Genomic DNA, 21,292 nt, shown 5'->3' with positions numbered 1-21,292 from the left:
ACACATGATCTGGGCGATTTCGCTTGCACCGCTGGTGCTCTGGCTCGTCGGGGCACGGACCGCGCGGGTGAGGCTCGCCGTCGGTGTGCTGCTCGCGCTATCGGGCGTGGCTCTGGTCGCGGTGGGGCGGGGCTGGATCCTCGGTACGGAGCAGACGACTGTCGAGGCCGGGTTGATCGTGGTGATCGGAGTGATGCTCATTTGCGGACTGGTGCTGGACCATCGTGCGGCCGGCCCCGGACCATCGCCTGTCCGCACTCGCATCGCGGTGATCCTCTGTGGCGCGTACGTTCTCACCACCGTCGTCTTCGGCGGGATAGCCATTCTGGCCGCGCACGGCCAGCGCGCGTCGGTGCCGTCGAGTTCGGAACTCCTGCCGCTGCCCGCGGGGCTCGTGGTCGTGGACAACCACTCGCAGGGTTGCGGCACGTCCCCGACCATCTGCGGCCGCATTTTCGAGATCGGCAGTGCGAATGGCAACGACGGCGGGGTGGCCGCGACGCTCATCCGGCATCTCGGGCAGGAGCACGGCTGGCCGGAGAAGGGCTCGGATCCGGACCCGCACGCCATCTGGAATCAGTGCCGAGAAGCCGGGTGGGGCTTCGATCGCCACCAGCTGTGCGTGGCGGTCCAGGATCACGGCACGACGGCGACCGTGTGGTTCGAGACCAAGGCCGACAACTGATCACCGATCGGGGTCAGCGCGAAACATGCTGGGCCCATTGGGGTTCCCAGATATCGGCTCTAGAAGTCTCCGCATACCTGACAGTGAGGTGTTCGCGGAGGGTGGCGAGGGCGGGATGGGGGTTGTCGGCGCGCCAGATGAGTGACAGCGGGTAGATCGGAGTGGGGTGGCGGATCGGGATGCGGCGGAGGTCGTAGCTGTCGGGCCACAGGAACCGGGTTCCTTCGCCGACCAGCGTTGCCAGATCGGGAGAGTCGGCGAGCTCGTCCAGCAGGGACTCCTTCGCGAAGACCGGGCCGAGGACGTCGAGGGTGAAGCCGAAGGTAGTGGTGAGTTCGGTGTAGTAGTCCGCGGTTTCGCCGTGGGAGGGCAAGCCCGGGATGCAGATCCGGTGGCCCGCCAGTTGCGAGGGCGTGAGAGTGCGGGCATCGGCGAGCGGGTGGCGGGGGCCGACGAGGAGCTCGTGTGGCTCGTCGATGACCCGGGTGGCTCGGACCGCTTCGGAAAGCCGCAGGTGTGTGGGGATGGCGTGGAAGGTGGCGTCGACCGTTCCGGACTCGATGGCGGCGACGGCGGTGTCCACGTCGCCTTCGAGTGTGACGATATCGAGTTCGATGTCTGGATGGCCGCGGTGGAAGTCCTGCAGGAGACCTGCGGTGACGATGCGCCGGGCCACTACATCGACGCGCAGCCCACGCCGGCCCGGTCGCACCGAGGCCTCGGCGCGGACGGCTACCCGGAGCAGTTCTCGGGCATGGGGCAGGAAGGCCTCGCCGTCGACGGTGAGCCGCGCGCCGCGAGCGGTGCGCGCGAAGAGCCGCACTTCGAGATATTTCTCCAGTGCCGCAATGCGTTTGGACACCGCCTGCTGTGTGATCGACAGCTCGGCGGCGGCGTCCTGGAACTGACCGGCTTCCGCGACGGTGACGAAGGTGCGCACGGCGGTGAGATCCACCCGCCACACCCTACTTAGACGACGGACGGTTCCGCGCCCCGCTCCACGCGCGCGCCCAGCAGCATCTCCGAGACCCCGAGCACGACTGTCAGCAGGCCGACCGAGACCGACAGCGCCGTCATGGACTCGTAGGGAATCACCACGATGATCACGCCGACCACCAAGGTCGCCAGCCCGACCAGCTCCAGCCGCCCCGCGCCCTGGAACTGCTCCGACCACACCCCCACAATGGCCAGCACGATCCCGCGCACCACCCAGCCCATACCGATCCACAACGACAGCAGCGCAACGGATTCGCCGCTACTGAACGTCCAGGCCGCCAGTCCCAGCGCGATGATCGCGCTCGCCGCCTCGGCCAGCTTGAGCGGGGTGCTGATCCGCGCCCCGAACGCCACGACCAGCTGCACCGCCGCGGACGCCACCAGCACCAGCCCGAACAGGGTGCCCGCGACGGTGGCCGACTTGCCCGGCCACACGGCCAGCACCACACCCAACACGATGGAACAGCCGCCGGTCACGACCAGCGACTGCCAAGCCCAGTCGGCGAATACGTCGGTTCGCCCTTCGAATCGAGTGGCGGGCATGCACCCATGATATGACCGAAATGCCCAGCTAAATGGACGTTTGCATGATCCCCGGCGCGTCGTGCGCGCTGCCGTAGGACCGCGCGACGGCGGTGAAGGCCGCTTTGGGTTCCCAGGTCATGTCCGGATAGGTGGTGCCGTGCCGGTCCTCCAGGACCTTCACGATGCCGAGGCTGGCGCGATCGAGGTCGTCGCGGGGATCGCCATCGGGGCGGTGCGGGTGGCTGTGCAGGGCGAACAGGAATACGAAGGTGCTGTCGACGCCTTCGCTGTCGAAGATCTCGAGCAGTTCGCTCAGGTAGGTTGCCTGCCCGGCCTCGTCGCGGGGGTAGTCACCGTTCAGCCGAATCGCAGCGCCGCCCGCGTCGTACTCCACGATCTCGTTGCTGCGCGGCGCCACATCGGCCGCGCCCTGCCAGGTGGCCGTGCCGAATCCGGTGACCGCCAAGGGTTTTCCCTGTGCGACCAGATCGCGCACGCCCGCGCGGAACCGATCGGCGACCTCGGCGGAGCGGATGAGTTCGATCGAGACGATGTCGAACGGCGTCCAGTCGATCCGCTCGAACGGTATGGCGCAGTAGGTGATCCGGCCTCCGAAGTGCTCGCGCACCACGGCGACGGCCTTGCCGAGGAAGTCGTCGAGCCGGGCGACCAGCTCACCGACTCGCTCATTGCGGCCGTACGGGTCTCCGAGCAGGGATTCGAGCCGCTCCCAGACGGTGTTCCCGGGCAGGAATTCCGGGTTCATCAGGCTCAATTCGACGCCGGTGACGAACACGACCTCGGCTCCCGTCTGCCGCAGCCGCTCGGCGCGGCGCGCGCAGTCGGCGAACAGGGACAGGATCTGCGCATTCGTTTGTTCCAGGGGGTAGGGCGAGAACCACACCTCCAGCCCGAGTTCGGCGGCGCACCGGGCCGCCAGTTCCAGCCGGTCGGCATCACCCCCGACGATCTGAACGGCGTTGCAGTGCAGATCATCTCGGATGATGGTCAGCTCCCGCCGGACGATCTCGGGGTCGAACTCCTTCCGTGACGCCTGCCCGTTCTGGATGAAGCCGGTGTCGTAGGTCATCCCTCTGGCTCGCATATGCCTGATCCCTTCGGTCGTTGGTTGGCAAACGCCAAGGTAGCCGCAAAACATGCGTGCACGCAATATTTCGCACACGCACGTTTATGTGGCAGGATCGAATCGTGCCAACGAGACCGGCGGGATTGCGCGAACGCAAAAAGCAGGCCACCCGTGCAGCGCTGCGGGAAGCCGCGCTGCGGTTGGCCCGGGAACAGGGACCGGACAATGTGCGGGTCGAGGACATCGCCGAGGCGGCCGGCGTCTCGCCGCGGACCTACAACAACTACTTCTCGAGTCGTGAGCAGGCGATCGTCGCCGCCGTCACCGCCGAGCGGGAGACGAGCATCGCGGCGATGGTGGCGGCTCGAACCCCGGAGGTTCGGCTCGCCGACGCCATCGTCGAGGCGATCGTGGCGCAGTACACCGACCCGGACGAAAGTCGCCGCGACGCACTGTTGTTCATCACCACGCACCCGGCACTGCGCGAGGCGTACCTCAGCAGCACCGGCTCGATCTCGAAACCCCTTGCCGCCGCGATCGCCGAACGCCTCACCGGCAGCGATGAACTCACCGCCCGCGTGCTGGCAGCCGGTGTGACCGCCGCCGTCCGCGTCGCACTCGAGCAATGGCTACAGCCGATGGTCGGTACCTCGGCGACCACCGGCTTCGTCGTCGCGTCCGGCTCGCTGCCCGGCCTGCTCCGGGCCGCACTCACCCCGCTGCTGCCCGCATTCGACGCGGCCGAACAGGACCTCAGGGCGCGCTGAGGAAGATCCCGCGCCGCAGCGTGCCGTCGGGGGCCACCCACGGGGCGTCGACATGGCTGCGGTCGGAATGGGTGGGCGCGCCGATGCTCAGACGGCGGTGCAGGCGGATCAGTTCCGCGCCCGCGTTGGTGGAGCGGTCGGAGTCGAAGGCGATATCGGTGTGGGCCTCGGTGTCGATGACCGTAGGCCGGAATCCCGCTGCGGGAGTGAGGATGTCACCCGGCACCAGGTGCACGGTCAGGTCGGGGGTGTCGCTGGTGTTCTGGTCCTGCGGGGTGGCCTTGCCCGCGAGCAGGTGCGCGGCCTGTTCGATGAACACCGGGTCGTGGGCCGCGTCGTAGAACCAGCGCGGGCCCAGGACACCGTGCTCGGCGGTGCCGATGAGGGCGTGGTCGAGACCCTCGACGGGAGCGCCGCGGTAGGTCATGGGAACGAGGTAGACAACCGGTTCGGCGCCCGAGGTATCGGTGATGACCATGAGCTCGATGCCGACCTCGCCGTCGGGATCGTCGAGGCGGAAGCCGCCGGATTTCGTGAGGGCGGGCTCCCCGGAGCCGAGATACCAGTGTCTGGTGGGCAGCCACCGCGTCAGCAACTCCAGTTTTCCGGGCTTCACGGTCGTCTCATGGATCTCCGCCATGCGCCCATCCTGCCAGAAGCGCCGGACTGGCGGCCGAATCTGGTGCGGCTGTGGATGATTCGGTTTTCGGGGATCGCTCAGCGGAGTTTGCGGAAGAACTCCCGCAGGTCGGCGGTGAGCAGATCGGGGGCTTCCATGGCCGCGAAATGGCCGCCGCGCTGGAATTCCGACCAGTGCACGAGCGTGTTCTGCCGCTCGGCGATGCCGCGCACGGTGTGATTGCCGGGGAAGACGGCCACGCCGGTGGGGACACCGGAGTTCGACGGTTCCGCGCCCCACTGCTGGGATTCCTTGTAGAGGCGCATCGACGATCCGGCGGTGTCGGTGAACCACAGCACCGACAGGTTGGTCAGCAGCATGTCGCGGTCGATCGCATCGGTCGGGGTCGCCTTGGCCGGATCCTTGAAGGTGTTCACGACATCGAGCACCCACGCCAGCAGGGCGGCCGGGGAATCGGACATGGCCGGGGCGAGGGTCTGCGGGCGGGTGGAGTGCATGCCCGCGTAGCCGGAGGTGTCGCGGCTGCTCCAATCCTGCAGGTAGGCCAGCTTTTCCTGGTCGCTGGCGCTGTAGCCGGAGCCGTCGTCGTTCCAGGACGGGATGGTGATCGGGTCGTTGAGGTGGACACCGACCACGTGCTTAGTGGCAATGCGGCCCACCTGGGGCGCGATGAACGAGCCGGCGTCGCCGCCCTGCGTGCCGTAGCGGTCGTAACCCAGCGCGGCCATGAGCTTCGCGATCAGCTCGGCGCTGCGCTCGGTCGACGCGTCACCGGCGCGGTGGGTCGGCCCCGAGAAGCCGAAGCCGGGCAGGGTCGGGATCACCAGGTGGAAGGCATCGGCCGGATCGCCGCCGTGGGCGCGGGGATCGGTGAGCGGGCCGATCAGCTCGGTGAAATCCTCGAAGGGCCAGCCGTGGATGAGCACGAGCGGCAGCGCATCGGCTTCGGGGGACCGGACATGCGTGAAATGCATTCGCTGCCCGTCGATCTCGGTACGGAACTGCGGCAGCCGATTCAGCGCGGCCTCGTGGGTGCGCCAGTCGTAACCGCTCCCCCAGTACTCGCACAGCTCCCGCACGTAGGCGGTGGGAATGCCGTAGGTCCAGCCCACGCCGGGCAGCTCCTCCGGCCAGCGGGTGCGGGCCAGGCGGGTGCGAAGATCTTCGATGTCGGTGTCCGGAACAGCGATTCGGAAGGGCTCGGTGGGAGTCATGTCTCCACCCTAGGAAGGATGTAGGTCCGCTCCGGTCCTATACCGGCGGCCGTTCCGCTGCGGCCCGCCTGCGTTCTACGCTGTGAGACAGAGCGATTCAGCCGCGACGAGGCGGCGCATGCGAAAGGGATCGGCACTGTGAGCACCGCTTATCCGCCCGGACCGCCATTGCCGAGCATCGTGCAGACCGTGCTGTACGCCAAATGGCGCGGCGCACTGCTGCAAGGGGCGGCGCGCCGGTACGGCGACGTCTTCAGCCTGCGCCTGGTCGCACCGTATGCCGAGAAACTGGTGATCTTCTCGCGGCCGGAGCACATCCGGGAGATCTTCGCCGCCGACCCGGCGGATCTGCATGCCGGCGAGGGCAATCGGCTGCTCGGCCGCATCATGGGCGAGCATTCGCTACTGCTCACCGACGAGGACGAGCATGCCCGGGCCCGGCGGCTGCTCATGCCCGCATTCGTCGGTTCGTCGCTGCGCGGGTATCGCACGGTGGTCGACGCCATCGCCAAGACGCATGTCGACCGCTGGGCCTCCGGATCGACGGTGCACACCCTGGACCGCATGAACGACCTGACACTCGATGTCATCATGCAGGTCGTGTTCGGCATGACCGATGAACGCCGCCGCGATGAACTCGCACCCCGGCTGCGCCGCATCGTGAATATCAATCCGCTCATCTTCTTCGGCTGGAAGTACCCGTTCCTGGAACGCCGCGGCATGTGGAAGCGCTTCGTCGACAATCAGATCGCCATCGACGAGCTGCTCTACAGCGAGATTGTGGAGCGGCGCGCGCACCCGGATCTGGAGGGGCGCGCCGATGTGCTGTCGCGGCTGCTGGCGGTCGGGTCCGGTGAGAATCCCTCCGACGCACCGCTGTCCGACGCCGAACTGCGCGATCAGCTGGTGACGCTGCTGCTGGCCGGGCACGAGACGACCGCCTCCGCGCTGTCGTGGGCGTGCCACGAGCTGGCCGCCAATCCGGAGATTCAGGCGCGGGCGCGGCGCGCGGCCCACGATGGTGACGAGAAGTATCTCGAGGCGGTCCTCAAGGAGGCGATGCGCCTGCATACGGTGATCGCCGCGACCGGACGGAAACTGACCCGCGACATGACCATCGGCGGCCTGGACCTGCCGAAGGGCACCGTGGTGTCGACCTCGATCCTGCTGGCGCATCAGCGCACCGAGGCCTTCCCGGACGCACTGACGTTCCGGCCGGAACGGTTCCTCGACGGCGAGGTCGCCGTGAATACCTGGCTGCCGTTCGGCGGCGGGGTGCGCCGGTGTATCGGGGCCGGGTTCTCGCTCATGGAAGGCACGGCGGTGCTGCGGGAAATCCTTACCCGGCACCGGCTTTCGCTGCCCGCGGGCGCGGGGCACGAGAAGTCGCGGATTCGAAACATCACCCATGTCCCGGCGGATGGTGCACGCGTGGTGGTGACCGCCGACAGTTCGGTGTAGCGACGGGGGTTGTGGCCGTCAGCCGGTGACCGGGTGGACGTGCAGGGCACAGCTGTCGATGGTGACCGCGACGGTGCGGGTGTCGGTCGTATTGGGCGGTGTCACCAGCAGACTCGTGTAGAGCGGGCATCCGCTTCCGGAGCTGTCGAAGGCGACGCCCTCCACCACCGCATTGGCCGGATGGCCGGACAGGAGCGTCACCGCCGGCGGCTCGTCGCTGCCCTGCGGCAGGCCGCCCATATAGCCGCGTGGTGTGCGGTCGGCGTGCAGCAGCGGTCCGCCCGCGCCCGTATCGACGCCGGGGTATCCGGTCAGCGTGCAGGGGGCCGCACCGGGGGCCAGCGCGAAGGTGATTTTCACGCCGCGGTGTCCGGTGCCCGGCGACATGACCTCCGCGGTGACATCGACCTGTCCCTTGCCGCACGCGGCGTACGGGGCCAGGGCCGTGGGAGTTCCCGGGGGCGTGGTAGCCGAGGCCCCGGTGGTTCCGGTCGGGTCGACGCTACCGTCCGGCATCGCAGTGGTGGTCGCCGTCCGGCTGGTCGTGGTGAAGAACGGCGGTGACTGGGTGTTCGAGTTCGAGCAGCCCGCCGCCAATGCCATCGACCCGACGGCAACGACGAAAATCCCTCCGCGAAAACGCATTTCCCAACTCCTCCCGGTTCGGAAACAGCCCACTCCAGCCTAGGCGCGATCCGCGAACTCGGCGGTCGGCCGCGCATGCTCGCGCACCGCGAACTCCGTGCACTCCGGACAGTCGCTGATGACCGGATGACTGCACGCGCCCAGGTGCTCGAGGAATCGATCGGTCGCCTCCAGTAGCGCGATGCGCTCGCGCACCTCGGCCCGCCGTCGCGCGATCATGGCCATGCGGTCATCGCACGCCCCCAGCCCGAGCTGCCGAATCTGGTCCAGCGACAACCCCGTCCGCTGCAGTTTCTGGATCACCCGCGCGTAATCCAGAATGTGCTCGTTGTAGCTGCGATGCCCCGACGGGCTGCGCGGCGGCGCGAGCAGCCCGACCGACTCCCAGTGCCGCAGCACGTGTGTCTCCACACCGAGCGCCGCCGCGGCGTCACCGATTCTCATGTCCTGGACCGTGGCCACGATTCACCCCTTTACTTCATGTCGACCTTAAGTATTAGCGTGCCAGCATGTCCGATCCAGTACGCAATCCCAGCTTGTTCCAATGCTGTGCCGCCGTAACCACTTCCATCACCGGCGCCATCCGCCCGCGGCGCGCCGACCAGCGGTTCCTGCGGTCGCTCACCGATGCGGGACTGCCCACACCCCAGCGCACGGTCACCGTGACCGCACTGCGGCAGACCGAGCGTTCGGTGCCGACCTCGGCCGTGGTGGAGGGCGTTTTCCACCCGAAGCGCATCGGCAGTTCGCTGACCTCGTTCGTCATCCAGCACCCCGACGCCACCTTCATCGTCGATCCCAGCTTCTGCCTCGACGCCGAGCACCGCGCGATCGCGCAGCTTCCCGGTCTGCTGCGTCCGGCGGTGCGCCCACCGGCCGACACGATTCCCACCATCACCGCCCTCGAGGCCGAACCGGGCCTGCCCGCCCTCGATTTCGCGCTGCCGACCCACGCGCACTGGGATCACGTCTGCGGCCTGCTGGATCTGCCCGGACTTCCGGTCCACATGCACAGCGTCGAGAAGGACTGGATCACCACCGGACCCGTGGCCCCCGTCGGCGGTGTCCGCGACGGACTGCTCGACCGGCCCATGGTCGAGTACGAGCTGGACGGTCCGCCGGTGCTGACCTTCGCCCGCAGCCGTGACCTGTTCGGCGACGGCAGCGTCGTGCTGGTCGACCTCGCCGGGCATACGCCGGGCAGCGTCGGCGCGCTCGCGCACACCGCGCGCGGCTGGGTGCTCTTGGCAGGCGATGCGGCCTGGCATGCGATGCAGGTCGAGAAGATTCGCCAGAAGTCCGGGTTCCCGGGCATTTTCGTCGACGTGGACCGCGATCTCACCTTCAAGACCCTGCATCGACTGCACCTGGCCCAGCGACTGGTGAAAGTTGTCCCCACCCATGACCACGCTGCCGCACAGCATTTGACCACGCAGTATCAGGAGGCCGCCGAACCGCTACCGTGATGGCATGGGGATCACCGTGCGCCCGGCGCAACTGTCCGATATTCCCGAGTTGTCGCGTGTGCTGGGCATCGCGTTCTCCGACGATCCACTCATCGAATGGCTGATTCGCGACGACGCCACCCGCGCCCGCCGCACCTCGATCCTGTTCGCGGCCCAGGCCCGCCACCACTTCATCCCGCTCGGCGGGGTGGAGGTGGCGTGCAATGACGCGAATTCCGTAGTCGGCGCGGCACTCTGGGCCCCACCCGGCCACTGGCACGTCGAGGACGCGGCCACGATGCGCCAGCTCCCCAGCCTGCTCCGCGCCTTCCGCCACCGCCTGCCCGCCGCGGGCCGCATGGCCGACAGAATGATGGCCGCCCACCCGCGCGAACCGCACTGGTACCTCGGCGTCCTCGGCACCCTCCCCGGCGTCCGAGGCCAGGGCTACGGCCAAGCCCTCCTCAACTCCCGCCTCGACCGCTGCGACGCGGAAGGCATCCCCGCCTACCTCGAATCCAGCAAACCCAGCAACGTCCCCTACTACGAACGCTTCGGCTTCGAAGTCACCGCCACCCTCGACGCCACCGCCGGCGGCCCACCGCTCTGGTCCATGTGGCGCAATCCCCGCTGAACGAGAATGCGCTGGTGGACATCGCCTCTCGGCGTTTGTGTCCACCAGCGCATTCTCACCGGGTATTACGGTTTGCGGGCCATGGCGCCGACTACTAGGGATTCCCAGATAGTTAGGTCGGGGCGGGGGGAATCGGGGTCGGCGGGGTCGGGGCGCCATCGGGCGCAGGGGCGGAGGCCGTCCTCGTCGATAGTGAGGGTGCCGAAGCAGGACAGGATTTCCTGGTCGGTGCGGAAACGGCCGCGGCCGAAGGCTTCCAGGATCTTGTTCGCGGTGGCGACGGCCTCGCGGGTGGTGCCGGATCTGAACTGGGAGGCGTAGATTCGGCTGCCCGAGGCGATGCGGTCGGTCCAGTACTGGACGATGCCCGTCGGATCCTCTTCGTCATTGACGAAACTGAGGGTGATACCGAACAGCAGGGCGACCGGCTCGTCGAAGTTGATCAGCCGCTGGACCTCGACGTGCTTCTCGATCCCACCGGGATCGCGAATGTCGGCCTCCAGCACCACGATTCCCTCGTCGACGGCCAGCAGGGCCCGGCCGTGCGCGACCACGAACGGGTCGTCGTCGATGTACACGACGTGGGCGTCGGGCTGCACCTGACGCACGATCTCGTGCACATTCTGTGCGGCGGGCAGACCGCAGCCCATATCGATGAACTGGCGGATGCCCGCCTCGGCCATCACCTTCGCGGCCCGCAGGATCGCCTGCCGGTTGGTGATGGCCAATTGCTCCGATCCCGGTAGGTCCTCGATGAAGTAGTCACCGAGATCCTTGTCGACACCGTAGTTGTCGCGCCCGCCGAGCACGTAGCTGTATACGCGTGCCACGCTCGGCCGAGATTGCCGCGCTCGCATGGCATTGATGTTCAACCTTCACACCCCTCTTTCCCCACCGACGATACCGCTATCCACCAGGTAATCCTGCGGCATCCACGCAACTGTCGCCAGTTGTCCGCGCGCGGCGGAACGGGTCTATTTCGTGGTGGTCGCGGCGGCCGGGGTGGTCGGTAGGTCGGCGGTGGTCGTGGGGGCTGCCGTGGTGGCCGGGGCCGTGGTCGTCACCGGTGCCGCGGTGGTGGTCGCGGGGGTTGTCGCGGCCGCTTCGGTGGTCGTGGTCGCGGGCACGGTGGTAACCGAGGTGATGACGACGACCGGATCCGGGCAGTGGCCGAGTTGCTCACCGAGGATATTGATTTCGGCGTTGCTGCGCGGGTCGCCGGCGTAGTTGATCTGGTCCGTGCACTTGACGTACGGGGCCGGGCCGGGCTGATCGGTTGCCGGATCGGTGCCCGGCTGGGCGGGCGAATTCGCCTGCGGCGGTTGCCCGTTGCCGCCCTGAGGGGACTGCTGTCCCGGATTCCCGCCGCCCGGCTGGCCCGCGGGAGCACCCGGAGCTGCGCCGGGACTCGTCGATGCCGGTACCGAACTCGTCAGTGTCACCGACGTTTTCACCGAGGTCCCCGTCGCCGACGACTTTCCCGAATCGCTCGAGCAACCCGCCACCAACGCCACCACCGGCGTCACCGCGAGCACCGCGATTCGCGTCACCATCCGCACGCGCGACCGACCGTTCCACCCCGCCAAAGCGGACATCAAATCCTCCTGAGGGCGCAGCCCCAGCCCCGACTCATCCGCTGCACCAGAACAACTTTCACCGGTCCGCACATCGAACCGGCCAATACGAACCAAGGGGTATCGACACCCCCGGATCGACCCTATGGGCTCGGGTTGGCGGAGGGAATCGGGCTCGATGCCCCTACTTCTGTGGGGGATTTATCGATTGCGGCGTTTCATTTATCGATCGAGGCCGGTGTGCGCTGCGCGAGCAGGGCGTCGAGTTGCTTTTCCGCCCGTTCGGCACGGGCGAGGATCTGGGTGCGCGCATCGTCCAGGGCGGCAAGACGTTCGGCGGCTTCCTGGCGGGCCTTCACTACGGCGGCGGCCGATTCCTTGCGGATGGCGGTCACGTCCTCGGCGGCCTGGCGGCGCACCTCGGCGAGCTCGGTGCGCAGCCGGTCCAGTCCGCCGCGTGCCTGCTTGAGCTCGTCCTTGGTCTCGGCGACGACCTGATTGCGTTCGGCCACCGCGGCTTCGGCGCGTTCGATGGCGCGCTCGGCATCAGCGGCACGCTGGACGGCGAGGTCGCGCTCCGCGCCGGCGGCGGTGATGCGCTGGCCGCTGTCGCGGCGGACCTGCTCGATCTCGGCGGCCGCCTTGGAGCGCGCCAGCTCGATATCCTCGTTCGCCTGCTGCCGGGCCCGCTCGACGTCCTCGGCGGCTTCACGTCGGATGGTGCGGATTTCGGCCTCCGCCTCGGCGCGCGCGGCGAACACGTCATCGGCCGCCTGCTTGGTGACCCGCTCGACCTCCTTCAGCGCGTCATCGCGGGCGGCGATCGCCTCGTTGATCCGCGCTTCGGCCTCTTCCGCCGCCAGCGCCGCATCCTCGGCCGCCGATTCGGCTGCCGCCCTTTCCTCCTCGGCCTCCCGCCGCTTCTGCTCGGCGGCCACCGTCGCCATCTCCGCCTCGGCAATCCGCCGGGCCGCATCCGCCTGCACCGCCTGGACCTGCGCCTCTGCCACGGCAGGATCTGCGAGCGTGGACAATTCGGCCACGGCCGCGGTCAGCGTGGTGCCCAGCTGATCGGCCAACGTGCGGAACTGTCCGAGCAGCTCATCGGCGCGAAGACGGGCCACGGTCACCGGACCCTGTTGCGTCACAGTGACGTTCGTGCCCGGGGTTTCCCCCTTCGCTTGTTGCCGTCGCTGCCGTTCCCGCCAGGCCCGCCACCGCGTGTGGTCGGGGTGCTCACAGTATTCCGACGGCCTTCCCGGCCCTCCGGCGCGAGTGATCGGTTTAGCGCAGCCCGGGTAGTTGCAGATGCTCGACACAAGGGAATCGTAGCGTTGGTTTCGTCAAATCCAACGGAACAACACGAAACGAAACCCCAAGGGACTCAAATCAACTGATTCCGTTCTGACCGCCGATAAGTGAACGTTATCGGGGGTCAGGATTCCCGCTCCCCCGTTTTGACCTCGCCAACAATACGTTTGCGTTTGGTCGCAGCCAACGCTACTAAATAGCAGCGAATCTCACGAAAAACTGTGCTCGGTTGTACGCCAGTACCAGAAAGCCTCGTTAGTCGTTCGTTGGTGGATGCAGAGTCTCGCCGCCGATCCTCGGTGCAGGAACAAGCCACCAGGAAGGTGAGAAGACCATGACCAGTGCCCCCAAGCCCGTGGTGAAACGTGCCGTAATGGTCGCGTCGGCGTTCGCACTCGGCGCCGGCGCGCTGCAGATCGCGGCTGCCCCGGCCTATGCCGTCGCGGGACCGACGACCAAGTACGAGTGCCGTGACGTGCAGACTCCCGGGAAGCTGTTCCCCGGCGATGAGGTCGCGTGCACTCTGACGGTGAGCACCGCCGGGAACGACGCGTTCAGCAATATCGTTGCCGAGGTGACGATTCCGGACAGCACCGTCTATCAGTCCGGCGGCACCCGCCAGGGCAACAAGGTGGTGTTCAACCTGGGTGAGGTCACCAAGACCAAGAGCGGGTCCGCCACCATGACCGTCATGGTCGCCACCCAGACCCCCGACAAGACCAATATCGCCAGCCAGGCGGTGGTCAAGGGCTTCGCGCCGAACGGTGCGTTCGACACCAACTCGCAGTCCAACACGCTGGTGACCACCACCGCCGGCACCGGACAGGCCGCGAAGATGGTCGCCAAGGAAGATCGCGCCTCGGTGAACACCGCGGGTCGCGCCGAGACGCCCATCGCCGAACTGGTCGATGCCCCGGCCGGGGTCACCCCGAAGATCGAGCTGGTGACCAGCACCGAGCCCAAGAAGGGTTATGTCGGAGCGTCGATCATCGACAACGGCCAGAAGATCGCCTGGACCGCCCTGTGCACCGCGACCGCGACGGAGAAGACCGAGTCCTTCACCATCAAGATCACGGCCCCGGGTCAGACTCCGGTCTTCGCGAAGGAGACGGTCCTGCTCGGCGACAACGTGGCGAACCAGGGCTTCGTCCCGCCCGCCAACTGCGCGCCCAAGCCCTGATCCTCGGCTGATCCGCGCATGCGGACCTGATCAGACGCGGTCGGTGTGGCTCTCGGAAGCCGCACCGACCGCGTTTCCGTGTGTATCAAGACTTTTGAGCCGACCGGTCAACACTCTCCAGGCGGCAACTACGCCCAGGGGTACGGCGACGATCGCGGTGAGGACCATATCGCCCAACTTCGCCGCCAGCAGCTGACCGGCGAGCAGCGACAGCACCATATTGTTTCCGGCATGGGCCAGGCTGGCGGTCCAGATGCTGCGGCTGCGCTGGTACAGCCAGGTCAGGATGGTCTCCTGGAACAGGAAGGAAACGGTCCAGATGGCCAGGCCCAGCGCCACATTGGTGAAGTTGATATAGCCGACGAACGCCAGCGGGTAGTGCCAGATCGCCCAGATCAGCCCGGTGGCCAGCACCGACTTCAACGGGTTCCCAGGGAACAGCCGCGGACGTAGATAGCCGGTCCAGCCGAATTCCTCGCCCCAGTAGATCGGCATGAGCACCACCACGAGGCCCAGCAGCAGGGGTACTTCCACCGCCAGCGACGCTCCCGTATCCGAGCCGGGCGCACCGGAATCCGGCCACCACAGTCCGGTAACCACGGCCAGCGCGACAGTCGCCGCGGCCAGTCCCAGCGGGCCGAGCCAGGCGGCCAGGTACCAACGCTTGTTCGCCCGCAATCGCAGGGCCAGACCGGCATCGGCGAATCCCTCACGGGTGACCCAGCGTCGGACGATCACCGCCGCGACGGCCGGAGCCACTCCCATGGGCAGCTGCACCACCGGATTGATGATCGAGAGTCCGAGACCCACCACTGCGAACAACTGCCACAGCCATGAGGCGCCGAAGGCGATCAGTAGAAAGGCCCCCACCCCACGGGGATTGGCGACAACCGTCCCGCACTTGCGCGCAACCAAGGTCATGACCCAATCCCAGCAGGCCGGGTCGGTGCGATCAGCGGTGTGAGCCCCCGGATTCCGGGTGGGGCCAGCCACACTGCGGGCCAGGCGACACGGGCGGCAGGGTCGTCGACCGATGCGACTAACCTGGGTAGGTCATGCGGTTGCGCTGGGTCAATGCGGAAGGACGGAGTCCGAGGTGTCCGAGGAACCGATCAGCTGGGATCGTCTGAAGACGCGGCGGCCCACCGATGCCGATCGTGACGCACTGCGCACGGAGTGGGTCGACCGGGCCCTGGAGGTTCGGCGCAATGGGTGGGACGCCTACCGGTCCGAATGGTCGAGCGGCGACCTCGCCGGTGTCGCGTATCTGCTGGGCGATACCGCGATGCTGGAGGAGCTCGAGGAGTACGAGGGGTCGGTGCTGACCCGCTTCGCCGGAAATCTGTACGGATTCAACGGTGCTCGCAAGGACATCGAGGCCGGACTGGTCGGCACCCAGGCGTGGGTAGCGACCGTTCAGAAGGAACTGAACGGTCGCGGTTCCGCCTAGCTCTCGACGGAATCCGTATCGAGGGAATCCGCGCGGCGGTCGAAAGCGACACGGGCACGCTCATGGGCGGTGGTCAGGAGCTTCTCGACAGCGGTCTCGGTGCCGGTCGAGGGATTCACGACCGATAGCCAGGCGGCGCTCGAGTACATCGGGTGTGGGATCCAGGTGTCGGCTCGGCCGGCGTCGGCAGGGTGCTGGGCGGTCTCGCGTGGGGCGTAGCCGAGGGTGTCGATGAACGCTGCCTTGCCCGCGCTGATGTTGAGGCGGAAGGCGCCGGGGCGGTTGAGGTCCGAGGCTGTGTCGTCGGGGTAGTCCTTGGTCACGATGGTGGCGAAGGGCTGGGTTCGGGTGGGGATCTGGCCGTCGGGGGCGTAGTAGAAGAACTTGTCGCCCCAGGCGAGCTCCGGGAAGGTGCTGCCGGGTCCAGGGGCGAGGGTGAGGACTCCGCCCAGGTTCTCGATGAACTCGGTGATCTCGTCGATATCTATGAGTTCTATCGTGAACTTGAAGTGCTTGTGGAGACTTGGGCGCAGAAACCGGAGGTCGGGTGGGTCGAAGTCGCAACTCGACGGTTTTTCGTACCGCGGAGGTGGCGCGGCTGTCGGGGTACTCGGTGCAGCAGATCCGCAATCTCGAACGGGACGGGGTGCTGCCACCCGCGACGCGTACGCCGAGTGGATACCGGGTATATGACGACATCCATGTGGTGTCTGCTCGCGCCTATCGCGCTCTCGCCGCCGGAGCGGGACCGGTCGAAGCCAAGACGATAGTGCGCGCGGCGCACGACGACTCCCCCGCGACCATGCTCGGCCTACTCGACTCGGTGCATGCCGGTCTCGCCACCGAACGCCGCGACCTCGCCGCCACGCGGGCCGCGGTGCGGCACATCAGCGAGGAGCCGATCGCCGATGTCCGCGGTGCGGATGCGATGACCATCTCCGAACTGGCCGATGCCCTCGGCCTGCGCACCTCGACCCTGCGGCATTGGGACACAGCGGGATTGGTGTGCCCGGGCCGCGCGCCGACCCGCGACGCCCGCACCTACGCGCCCTCCGATGTCCGCGACGCCCGCATCGTCCATCAGCTCCGCCGCGCGGGTTACGGCATCCCCGCTCTGCGCATCCTCATGACCGAATTCCGGGACGCCCGGCGCTGGAGCGATGTCCTGACCCGGCTCGAAGTCCGCGACGCGAGTATCGAATCACGCGCATTGGCTCTGCTCGAAGGGGCGGCCGAACTCCACGCCTTGCGTGCGCTCGCTTGACCGGTCGCAACCTGGGCAAGGGTTGGCGCGTCTGTCAGCACAGAGCGTGATCGATCAGTGCTCCGGCCGTCTTCTCTTGCGCCAGAATGCGTTCGGGGGTGTCGCCCAGAGCCTCGGACATCGAGACGACGACGCTGCGCGTGCCATCGTCGGTGACGCCATTGAGGGTGATGTATCCGCCGTCGCCGCCCTCGTGACTCCAGTAGGTGCCGCCGCACGACAGCGGGCGCTGCGCCAGGCCGAGTCCGTATCGGCCGCCCGGCCACATCTGTTCGAACTCCGCGCTCACGGGAACGGTCTGCTTCATCGCGGCCAGTTGGCGGGCGGGGAGCAGGCGACCCCCGAGCAGTGCGAGGAAGAAAGTGTTCTCGTCGCGGGTGGTGGTGACCCAGGACAGGTCTTCGGGGTCGATCGGAATCTGCTCGGTGACATCCACCCGGGAATCGGCGCTGAAGAACTGGTAGGCCTTGGCGTGCGGGTCGGGAAGTGTGGATGCCGTTCCGAGCCAACGGGTTCCGTCGAGGCCGAGGGGTCGCACGATGCGGTCCTCGATCTCCTTATGGACGGGCCGACCGGTCACCTTCTGGGTGATCATGCCGAGCAGGATGTAGTTCGTGTTGGCGTACGCCCAACCCTCGCCGGGCGCGAAGTCCGGCGCGTGGGCCATGGCGCGTGCGACCAGCTGCTCGGAGGTGTAGAAATCGTGGCGCTGCTGGTAGTACTCGTCCGCGGTGGTGTATCCGGGCAGGTCGTCGTGGATTCCACTGGTCTGCTGCAGCAATTGCCGCAGGCTGATCCGGCCACCGTCGTTGCCATTGCCCTGCATCACTCCGGGCAGCCAGCGCTCCACGGTGTCGTCCAGCCCCAGTTTGCCCTCGGCCTCCAATTGGAGGATCACGGTGGCGACCAGCGTCTTGGAGGTGCTGGCCATGCGGAAATAGCCGTCGGCCGAGACCGGGTCGCCGGTGTTCAGATCGGCGACACCACTGGTAGCGACCGTTTCGCGACCGTCGGCCGCGATCGCCCGAGCCTGCACCCCGCTGATCCCGAGCGCGTGAATCGCCTCGACATCCTGGCGTAGCTGTCCTCCGGACGCCGAATCGTCGGTCTCGACGACAGCGGCAACAATGCCGGCGGCCAGTACCGCGCCGACACAGAGGGCAATGGCGAGACGCTTGCGCGAAGTCGAACTCATTGCCTGAACGCTAGTTTCATGAACCAACGCGGCGGATCCGGCAAACACCCCGAAATCCGGGTGGGGGTACTCCCCCAAGCCCGGGTCAGCGACTGTCGCGTTTATCCAATCGCAGGTCGCCGAGTCGGCCTAGCGTGGAATCAACATCAATGTGAGAGGCGGACCATCATGACGGACATTCCCGATGCGGTTGCCACCACCACTGTGCCGCACCCACCCGAACGCGTCTGGCAGGCGCTCACCGACCCCGCCGAGATCACCGAGTACTTCCTCGGCACCCACGTGGTGACCGATTGGCAGGTGGGCGGTGACATCGTGTGGCGCGGCGAGTGGCAGGGCAAGACGTACGAGGATCACGGCCAGGTCCTCGAGTTCGAGCCGGGGAAACGATTGAAGGTGAGCCACTACAGCCCCCTCACCGGGCTGCCCGATGTCCCCGAGAACTACCACACCGTCACCTGGACGCTGGAACCCGCGCCCGGCGGAACCACAGTGACCATCCGGCAGGGCAACAATAAGAACGAGAGCGAAATCGCGGAATCCGAGAAGGTCTGGCAAACCGTCCTCGACGGCCTCGAACGGTTCCTCGCACAGGCGAATTGACCCGATCGCCCTAACTGACCGCAGCCTCGGACAACGCGGCATCCAGTTCGGATAGCAGCCTCTTCTTCGAGCGGGCGCCGACGAGGGTCCGGACGAGGCGGCCATCATGGAACAGCAGCAACGTCGGCTGGGACATGACCTTGTACTCCCTGACAACACCGAGGTTTCGGTCGGAATCCAGCTTGTAGATGGTCAAGCTGTCCGACCGCTCGACCGCGATCTCGGCCAGCACCGGATTGATCATGCGGCACGGCGGGCACCATTCGGCCCAGACATCGACCAGCACGGATCCCTCGTGTCCCAGGACCTGAGTCTCGAAGGTGTCGTCGGAGACGGAAGCGATATCGCTCATAGGGAATCAGCCTTCTCGTGTAGCCAGCGCAGCAATTCCGCCACGTGTTGGTCCGGAGGGAAGATCGGGTAGAAGACGTGCTCGATCACGCCGTCCCGGATGATGAGGGTCATGCGCTTGTACAGCCGCACACCCTCGAATTCGAAGGTGTGCGCCGGTAGTCGGACGTCTGGCTGGACATCCTGAAGACGCTCTGCATCCCGGCCGCCAGCAGCGCGCCGAACCGTCGTGGAGATCTGGGCGACCAGTTGGCGAGCCGAAACCGGCGGATCGAGGTCAGGACGCTTTACGGTGGTCGTCGTTCTCGTGATGGGCGATGACAGCGAGGATTTCGCGCACCCACGCGGGCCGCGGCTCCCCCGTGCCTGCGGTAGCGATGTCGCGTTCGATCAGCGACCGAATGTAGGCCGATTGAGATAGTCCCAACGCCGACGCCCTCGCCTTGCACGCGAGATCGAGGTCGTAGGGCATCTTGATGGACCTCGGAACAACTACCTGCTCGGCGTCGGGCCCGATGGCCATCCCCAGATCGGCCTCGGTGACCGTTTCACCGCTGTACACAAGGCTGTCCTTGATCGCGGCAACCTCGGCGGGGCTCATGTCGTCAAAATTGTCAGTCATTGTGGGTCGCCTCCCAACTTTCGAACTCCGCGGTTTGCTCGTCGGTGAGACGGGTCGCGTCGAAGATATAGATGTCGCGCCCGGTATGGCGAGCGAACACGGCCAAGGCGTCGCCGGTATCGGTTCGGCCCCAGATGACGAGCGTGCGCAGCCCTGTCGACGGCGAGTGGGCTAGTTCCAGCCGAACTCGCCGCTTGCCGGTCTGCCAGGCGTTGACCAGGTCGAATACGTCATCGATGTTCACGCCGGTCTTGGCCAACATCTGCGCCAGTGCCCAATACCACTCGATCGCCACAGTACGAGACTACCTTTGGAACTACCGGTTCGGGGTGGCCTCAGCGAGTGGGGTGCATCGTCGCGGAGATCTGGGTGACCAGTTGGGTTGGGCGGGGGAGGTCGGCTTGGGCTTTGCCGTTGGTGAGGATGGCGGCGGAGAGGGAGCGGGCGGGGTCGGACCAGGCGTATTGGGTGGTGAGGCCGCTGCGGCCGAAATGGGATTCGGTGTGGCGGCCGAATTTGGAGCGGCGGGCGCCGAGTTCGTAGCCCGCTACGGAGACTCGGCCCGCTACGCCGGGGAGCCAGGGGGCGGGGCGCGTTGCCGCGGCCAGGGTTTCGGGGTTCATGATGCGGATGCCGTCGAGTTCGCCGCCGCGGGTGAGGATCTCGTAGAAGCGGGACAGTTCGGTGGCGGTGGTGACGAGGTTGCCGGAGGGGAGTTCGGCGGTGAGGAAGGCGCGGGCGGCGGCTTCGTCGGTTGGGCCGGACAGGCCGCCGCCGAGAGCCCGACCGGCGAGGTGCCGCCAGATCTTGTTGGGCCCGGGGCCGACCCTGACGCTGGGGACCACCAGGTCGACGTCTTCGGGTCGGACGCCGAAGTTGTTCCAGCGGAAGCCGAGTGGATCGAGCACCTGTTCGCGGAGATGGTCGCGCATCGACTTGCCGGTGGCGCGCCGGACCAGCAGCCGCTGGATGAGTCCGCCGGTCATGGCGTGGTAGACGCGGAAGCGGCCGGGCTTCCAGCTGGGGACCAGATCGGCCAGGCCGCGCACGGCGAGCTCCTCATCGAGAACCATGTCCGCCCCGCGATAGGGCGCGGTGATGAACGGGACACCCGCGGAATGCGACAGCACATCGCCGATCGTGATCCGGTCCTTGCCGTGACTCGAGAACTCCGGGACGTATGCGCACACGGGATCGTCGAGCGCGAACGCGCCCTGCTCGATGAGCATGAACATCAACGCCGCGGCAACACCCTTGGCCGTGGAGAATCCGCAGAACGGTGAATCGGGTGTCACCAGGCGCTTCTCGGCATCGGGTGCATCCTTGGGCGCATTGCCCCACCCGTATCCGATGGCCCGGTTCAGCACGATGTGTCCCCGATGTCGCACGCACACCTGGATGGCCGGGGTCGTGCCCATCCGATACCAGTCCTGCACCGACTGCCAGATCGCGTCGATATCGCCGCGCGTGAGACCCGCGTCGGCCGGATCGGATTCGGGTCCGAGGGTGGTCACCGCGTCGAGGTCCGGGTCGATCCGCACCAGCGCTGTCATACCTGCGGTCATTCGACCAGCATAAAGAGATCTTGCTTCACAGGATTCTCCCAGCGAGGAGCCAGACTCCTCACCGCCTGGTCGGACAGA

The 21,292-nt window shown here is 67.1% G+C and carries 27 protein-coding genes; 9 read left to right on the top strand and 18 right to left on the bottom strand.

Annotated elements, in window-relative coordinates; genetic code table 11:
* Positions 1-4 precede the first annotated feature (4 nt).
* Positions 5-685 carry a hypothetical protein gene (locus ON43_RS16205; protein ID WP_157514063.1) on the top strand — a complete coding sequence of 227 codons (681 nt, stop codon included), beginning with the start codon at positions 5-7 and terminating at the stop codon, positions 683-685.
* 13 nt (positions 686-698) lie between these two features.
* On the opposite strand, the gene ON43_RS16200 is transcribed toward ON43_RS16205, so the two are convergent.
* Genes ON43_RS16200 through ON43_RS16190 form a run of 3 tightly spaced genes read right to left on the bottom strand, consistent with a single transcriptional unit; the run spans position 699 to position 3,311 of the window.
* Entirely contained in the window at positions 699-1,640 is a 942-nt protein-coding gene (locus ON43_RS16200; RefSeq protein WP_040808296.1) for a LysR family transcriptional regulator, read from the bottom strand.
* A 14-nt stretch (positions 1,641-1,654) separates the two neighbouring features.
* Positions 1,655-2,224, bottom strand: coding sequence for a DUF308 domain-containing protein (locus tag ON43_RS16195; RefSeq protein WP_040808295.1), 570 nt, complete (start codon positions 2,222-2,224; stop codon positions 1,655-1,657).
* A 28-nt stretch (positions 2,225-2,252) separates the two neighbouring features.
* On the bottom strand, positions 2,253-3,311 hold the full coding sequence (locus tag ON43_RS16190; protein ID WP_051178510.1) for a glycoside hydrolase family 113 protein: 1,059 nt from the start codon (positions 3,309-3,311) through the stop codon (positions 2,253-2,255).
* Positions 3,312-3,415: 104 nt separating this feature from the next.
* Between ON43_RS16190 and ON43_RS16185 the strand changes: the two genes are divergently transcribed.
* Positions 3,416-4,060: a TetR/AcrR family transcriptional regulator gene (locus tag ON43_RS16185; protein ID WP_040808599.1), complete on the top strand. Its 645-nt coding sequence runs from the start codon at positions 3,416-3,418 to the stop codon at positions 4,058-4,060.
* Here the strand turns inward: ON43_RS16185 and ON43_RS16180 are convergent.
* Both ON43_RS16180 and ON43_RS16175 read right to left on the bottom strand, forming a co-directional pair.
* Positions 4,047-4,700, bottom strand: coding sequence for a maltokinase N-terminal cap-like domain-containing protein (locus ON43_RS16180; protein ID WP_040808293.1), 654 nt, complete (start codon positions 4,698-4,700; stop codon positions 4,047-4,049). The two genes, ON43_RS16185 and ON43_RS16180, sit on opposite strands and share 14 nt — an antisense overlap.
* Positions 4,701-4,777: 77 nt before the next feature.
* Complete coding sequence (locus ON43_RS16175) at positions 4,778-5,914, bottom strand: epoxide hydrolase family protein (protein WP_040808292.1); 1,137 nt, start codon at positions 5,912-5,914, stop codon at positions 4,778-4,780.
* A gap of 138 nt (positions 5,915-6,052) precedes the next feature.
* Here ON43_RS16175 and ON43_RS16170 point away from each other — a divergent pair, with 138 nt between their 5' ends.
* Positions 6,053-7,375 (top strand): cytochrome P450, encoded by a 1,323-nt coding sequence (locus ON43_RS16170; protein WP_083913459.1) that lies wholly within the window; start codon positions 6,053-6,055, stop codon positions 7,373-7,375.
* A gap of 18 nt (positions 7,376-7,393) precedes the next feature.
* Here ON43_RS16170 and ON43_RS16165 read toward each other — a convergent pair whose 3' ends face one another.
* Positions 7,394-8,020 (bottom strand): DUF4232 domain-containing protein, encoded by a 627-nt coding sequence (locus ON43_RS16165; RefSeq protein WP_245568618.1) that lies wholly within the window; start codon positions 8,018-8,020, stop codon positions 7,394-7,396.
* 39 nt (positions 8,021-8,059) lie between these two features.
* Positions 8,060-8,464, bottom strand: coding sequence for a MerR family transcriptional regulator (locus ON43_RS16160; RefSeq protein ID WP_063712570.1), 405 nt, complete (start codon positions 8,462-8,464; stop codon positions 8,060-8,062).
* A gap of 65 nt (positions 8,465-8,529) precedes the next feature.
* Between ON43_RS16160 and ON43_RS16155 the strand changes: the two genes are divergently transcribed.
* Positions 8,530-9,486 (top strand): MBL fold metallo-hydrolase, encoded by a 957-nt coding sequence (locus ON43_RS16155; RefSeq protein WP_051178507.1) that lies wholly within the window; start codon positions 8,530-8,532, stop codon positions 9,484-9,486.
* A gap of 4 nt (positions 9,487-9,490) precedes the next feature.
* A complete protein-coding gene (locus ON43_RS16150; protein WP_040808290.1) occupies positions 9,491-10,099 on the top strand; it encodes a GNAT family N-acetyltransferase in 609 nt (202 codons plus the stop codon).
* A gap of 65 nt (positions 10,100-10,164) precedes the next feature.
* Here the strand turns inward: ON43_RS16150 and ON43_RS16145 are convergent, their stop codons facing one another.
* From ON43_RS16145 to ON43_RS16135, 3 genes are all read right to left on the bottom strand, one after another.
* A complete protein-coding gene (locus ON43_RS16145; protein ID WP_040808590.1) occupies positions 10,165-10,956 on the bottom strand; it encodes an SAM-dependent methyltransferase in 792 nt (263 codons plus the stop codon).
* 117 nt (positions 10,957-11,073) lie between these two features.
* Positions 11,074-11,694, bottom strand: coding sequence for a hypothetical protein (locus ON43_RS44840; RefSeq protein WP_157514062.1), 621 nt, complete (start codon positions 11,692-11,694; stop codon positions 11,074-11,076).
* A 197-nt stretch (positions 11,695-11,891) separates the two neighbouring features.
* Positions 11,892-12,803: a coiled-coil domain-containing protein gene (locus ON43_RS16135; RefSeq protein WP_245568616.1), complete on the bottom strand. Its 912-nt coding sequence runs from the start codon at positions 12,801-12,803 to the stop codon at positions 11,892-11,894.
* Positions 12,804-13,318: 515 nt separating this feature from the next.
* On the opposite strand from ON43_RS16135, the gene ON43_RS16130 reads away from it, so the two are divergent.
* Positions 13,319-14,164, top strand: a complete 846-nt coding sequence (locus ON43_RS16130; protein ID WP_040808288.1) for a hypothetical protein — start codon at positions 13,319-13,321, stop codon at positions 14,162-14,164.
* A 30-nt stretch (positions 14,165-14,194) separates the two neighbouring features.
* On the opposite strand, the gene ON43_RS16125 is transcribed toward ON43_RS16130, so the two are convergent.
* Complete coding sequence (locus ON43_RS16125; RefSeq protein WP_051178504.1) at positions 14,195-15,085, bottom strand: CPBP family intramembrane glutamic endopeptidase; 891 nt, start codon at positions 15,083-15,085, stop codon at positions 14,195-14,197.
* A 175-nt stretch (positions 15,086-15,260) separates the two neighbouring features.
* On the opposite strand from ON43_RS16125, the gene ON43_RS16120 reads away from it, so the two are divergent.
* On the top strand, positions 15,261-15,614 hold the full coding sequence (locus tag ON43_RS16120) for a hypothetical protein (protein WP_051178503.1): 354 nt from the start codon (positions 15,261-15,263) through the stop codon (positions 15,612-15,614).
* Here ON43_RS16120 and ON43_RS16115 read toward each other — a convergent pair.
* Entirely contained in the window at positions 15,611-16,270 is a 660-nt protein-coding gene (locus tag ON43_RS16115) for a DUF6194 family protein (RefSeq protein WP_306304971.1), read from the bottom strand. The genes ON43_RS16120 and ON43_RS16115 overlap by 4 nt on opposite strands.
* Here ON43_RS16115 and ON43_RS16110 point away from each other — a divergent pair.
* A complete protein-coding gene (locus ON43_RS16110; RefSeq protein ID WP_051178502.1) occupies positions 16,204-16,878 on the top strand; it encodes a MerR family transcriptional regulator in 675 nt (224 codons plus the stop codon). The two genes, ON43_RS16115 and ON43_RS16110, sit on opposite strands and share 67 nt — an antisense overlap.
* Positions 16,879-16,912: 34 nt before the next feature.
* On the opposite strand, the gene ON43_RS16105 is transcribed toward ON43_RS16110, so the two are convergent.
* Entirely contained in the window at positions 16,913-18,073 is a 1,161-nt protein-coding gene (locus ON43_RS16105) for a serine hydrolase domain-containing protein (RefSeq protein ID WP_040808286.1), read from the bottom strand.
* 168 nt (positions 18,074-18,241) lie between these two features.
* On the opposite strand from ON43_RS16105, the gene ON43_RS16100 reads away from it, so the two are divergent.
* Positions 18,242-18,676 (top strand): SRPBCC family protein, encoded by a 435-nt coding sequence (locus ON43_RS16100; protein WP_040808285.1) that lies wholly within the window; start codon positions 18,242-18,244, stop codon positions 18,674-18,676.
* Positions 18,677-18,686: 10 nt separating this feature from the next.
* On the opposite strand, the gene trxA is transcribed toward ON43_RS16100, so the two are convergent.
* From trxA to ON43_RS16080, 5 genes are all read right to left on the bottom strand, one after another.
* Positions 18,687-19,028: a thioredoxin gene (gene trxA, locus ON43_RS16095; protein WP_040808284.1), complete on the bottom strand. Its 342-nt coding sequence runs from the start codon at positions 19,026-19,028 to the stop codon at positions 18,687-18,689.
* Entirely contained in the window at positions 19,025-19,159 is a 135-nt protein-coding gene (locus ON43_RS46805; protein ID WP_281033320.1) for a thioredoxin domain-containing protein, read from the bottom strand. The genes trxA and ON43_RS46805 overlap by 4 nt, the downstream gene beginning before the upstream one ends.
* Positions 19,160-19,304: 145 nt before the next feature.
* Complete coding sequence (locus ON43_RS16090) at positions 19,305-19,628, bottom strand: hypothetical protein (protein WP_157514060.1); 324 nt, start codon at positions 19,626-19,628, stop codon at positions 19,305-19,307.
* A 13-nt stretch (positions 19,629-19,641) separates the two neighbouring features.
* A complete protein-coding gene (locus ON43_RS16085) occupies positions 19,642-19,944 on the bottom strand; it encodes a hypothetical protein (RefSeq protein WP_040808281.1) in 303 nt (100 codons plus the stop codon).
* Positions 19,945-19,984: 40 nt separating this feature from the next.
* Positions 19,985-21,214, bottom strand: coding sequence for a serine hydrolase domain-containing protein (locus tag ON43_RS16080; RefSeq protein WP_051178501.1), 1,230 nt, complete (start codon positions 21,212-21,214; stop codon positions 19,985-19,987).
* Positions 21,215-21,292 lie beyond the last annotated feature (78 nt).

This window comes from Nocardia concava NBRC 100430 (assembly GCF_000308815.1).
GTDB lineage: Bacteria > Actinomycetota > Actinomycetes > Mycobacteriales > Mycobacteriaceae > Nocardia > Nocardia concava.
Note: the sequence above shows the minus strand (reverse complement) of the source record. Positions and strands in the feature narration are given on the sequence as shown.

What these genes read in the sequence shown, in the direction of transcription:
- ON43_RS16205 (WP_157514063.1), top strand. Translation starts at nt 5, where the DNA reads ATGATCTGGGCGATTTCGCTTGCACCGCTGGTGCTCTGGCTCGTCGGG.
- ON43_RS16195 (WP_040808295.1), bottom strand. Translation starts at nt 2,224, where the DNA reads ATGCCCGCCACTCGATTCGAAGGGCGAACCGACGTATTCGCCGACTGG.
- ON43_RS16190 (WP_051178510.1), bottom strand. Translation starts at nt 3,311, where the DNA reads ATGCGAGCCAGAGGGATGACCTACGACACCGGCTTCATCCAGAACGGG.
- ON43_RS16180 (WP_040808293.1), bottom strand. Translation starts at nt 4,700, where the DNA reads ATGGCGGAGATCCATGAGACGACCGTGAAGCCCGGAAAACTGGAGTTG.
- ON43_RS16175 (WP_040808292.1), bottom strand. Translation starts at nt 5,914, where the DNA reads ATGACTCCCACCGAGCCCTTCCGAATCGCTGTTCCGGACACCGACATC.
- ON43_RS16165 (WP_245568618.1), bottom strand. Translation starts at nt 8,020, where the DNA reads ATGCGTTTTCGCGGAGGGATTTTCGTCGTTGCCGTCGGGTCGATGGCA.
- ON43_RS16160 (WP_063712570.1), bottom strand. Translation starts at nt 8,464, where the DNA reads ATGAGAATCGGTGACGCCGCGGCGGCGCTCGGTGTGGAGACACACGTG.
- ON43_RS16155 (WP_051178507.1), top strand. Translation starts at nt 8,530, where the DNA reads ATGTCCGATCCAGTACGCAATCCCAGCTTGTTCCAATGCTGTGCCGCC.
- ON43_RS16150 (WP_040808290.1), top strand. Translation starts at nt 9,491, where the DNA reads ATGGGGATCACCGTGCGCCCGGCGCAACTGTCCGATATTCCCGAGTTG.
- ON43_RS16145 (WP_040808590.1), bottom strand. Translation starts at nt 10,956, where the DNA reads ATGCGAGCGCGGCAATCTCGGCCGAGCGTGGCACGCGTATACAGCTAC.
- ON43_RS44840 (WP_157514062.1), bottom strand. Translation starts at nt 11,694, where the DNA reads ATGTCCGCTTTGGCGGGGTGGAACGGTCGGTCGCGCGTGCGGATGGTG.
- ON43_RS16130 (WP_040808288.1), top strand. Translation starts at nt 13,319, where the DNA reads ATGACCAGTGCCCCCAAGCCCGTGGTGAAACGTGCCGTAATGGTCGCG.
- ON43_RS16125 (WP_051178504.1), bottom strand. Translation starts at nt 15,085, where the DNA reads ATGACCTTGGTTGCGCGCAAGTGCGGGACGGTTGTCGCCAATCCCCGT.
- ON43_RS16105 (WP_040808286.1), bottom strand. Translation starts at nt 18,073, where the DNA reads ATGAGTTCGACTTCGCGCAAGCGTCTCGCCATTGCCCTCTGTGTCGGC.
- ON43_RS16100 (WP_040808285.1), top strand. Translation starts at nt 18,242, where the DNA reads ATGACGGACATTCCCGATGCGGTTGCCACCACCACTGTGCCGCACCCA.
- trxA (WP_040808284.1), bottom strand. Translation starts at nt 19,028, where the DNA reads ATGAGCGATATCGCTTCCGTCTCCGACGACACCTTCGAGACTCAGGTC.
- ON43_RS16090 (WP_157514060.1), bottom strand. Translation starts at nt 19,628, where the DNA reads ATGAGCCCCGCCGAGGTTGCCGCGATCAAGGACAGCCTTGTGTACAGC.
- ON43_RS16080 (WP_051178501.1), bottom strand. Translation starts at nt 21,214, where the DNA reads ATGACCGCAGGTATGACAGCGCTGGTGCGGATCGACCCGGACCTCGAC.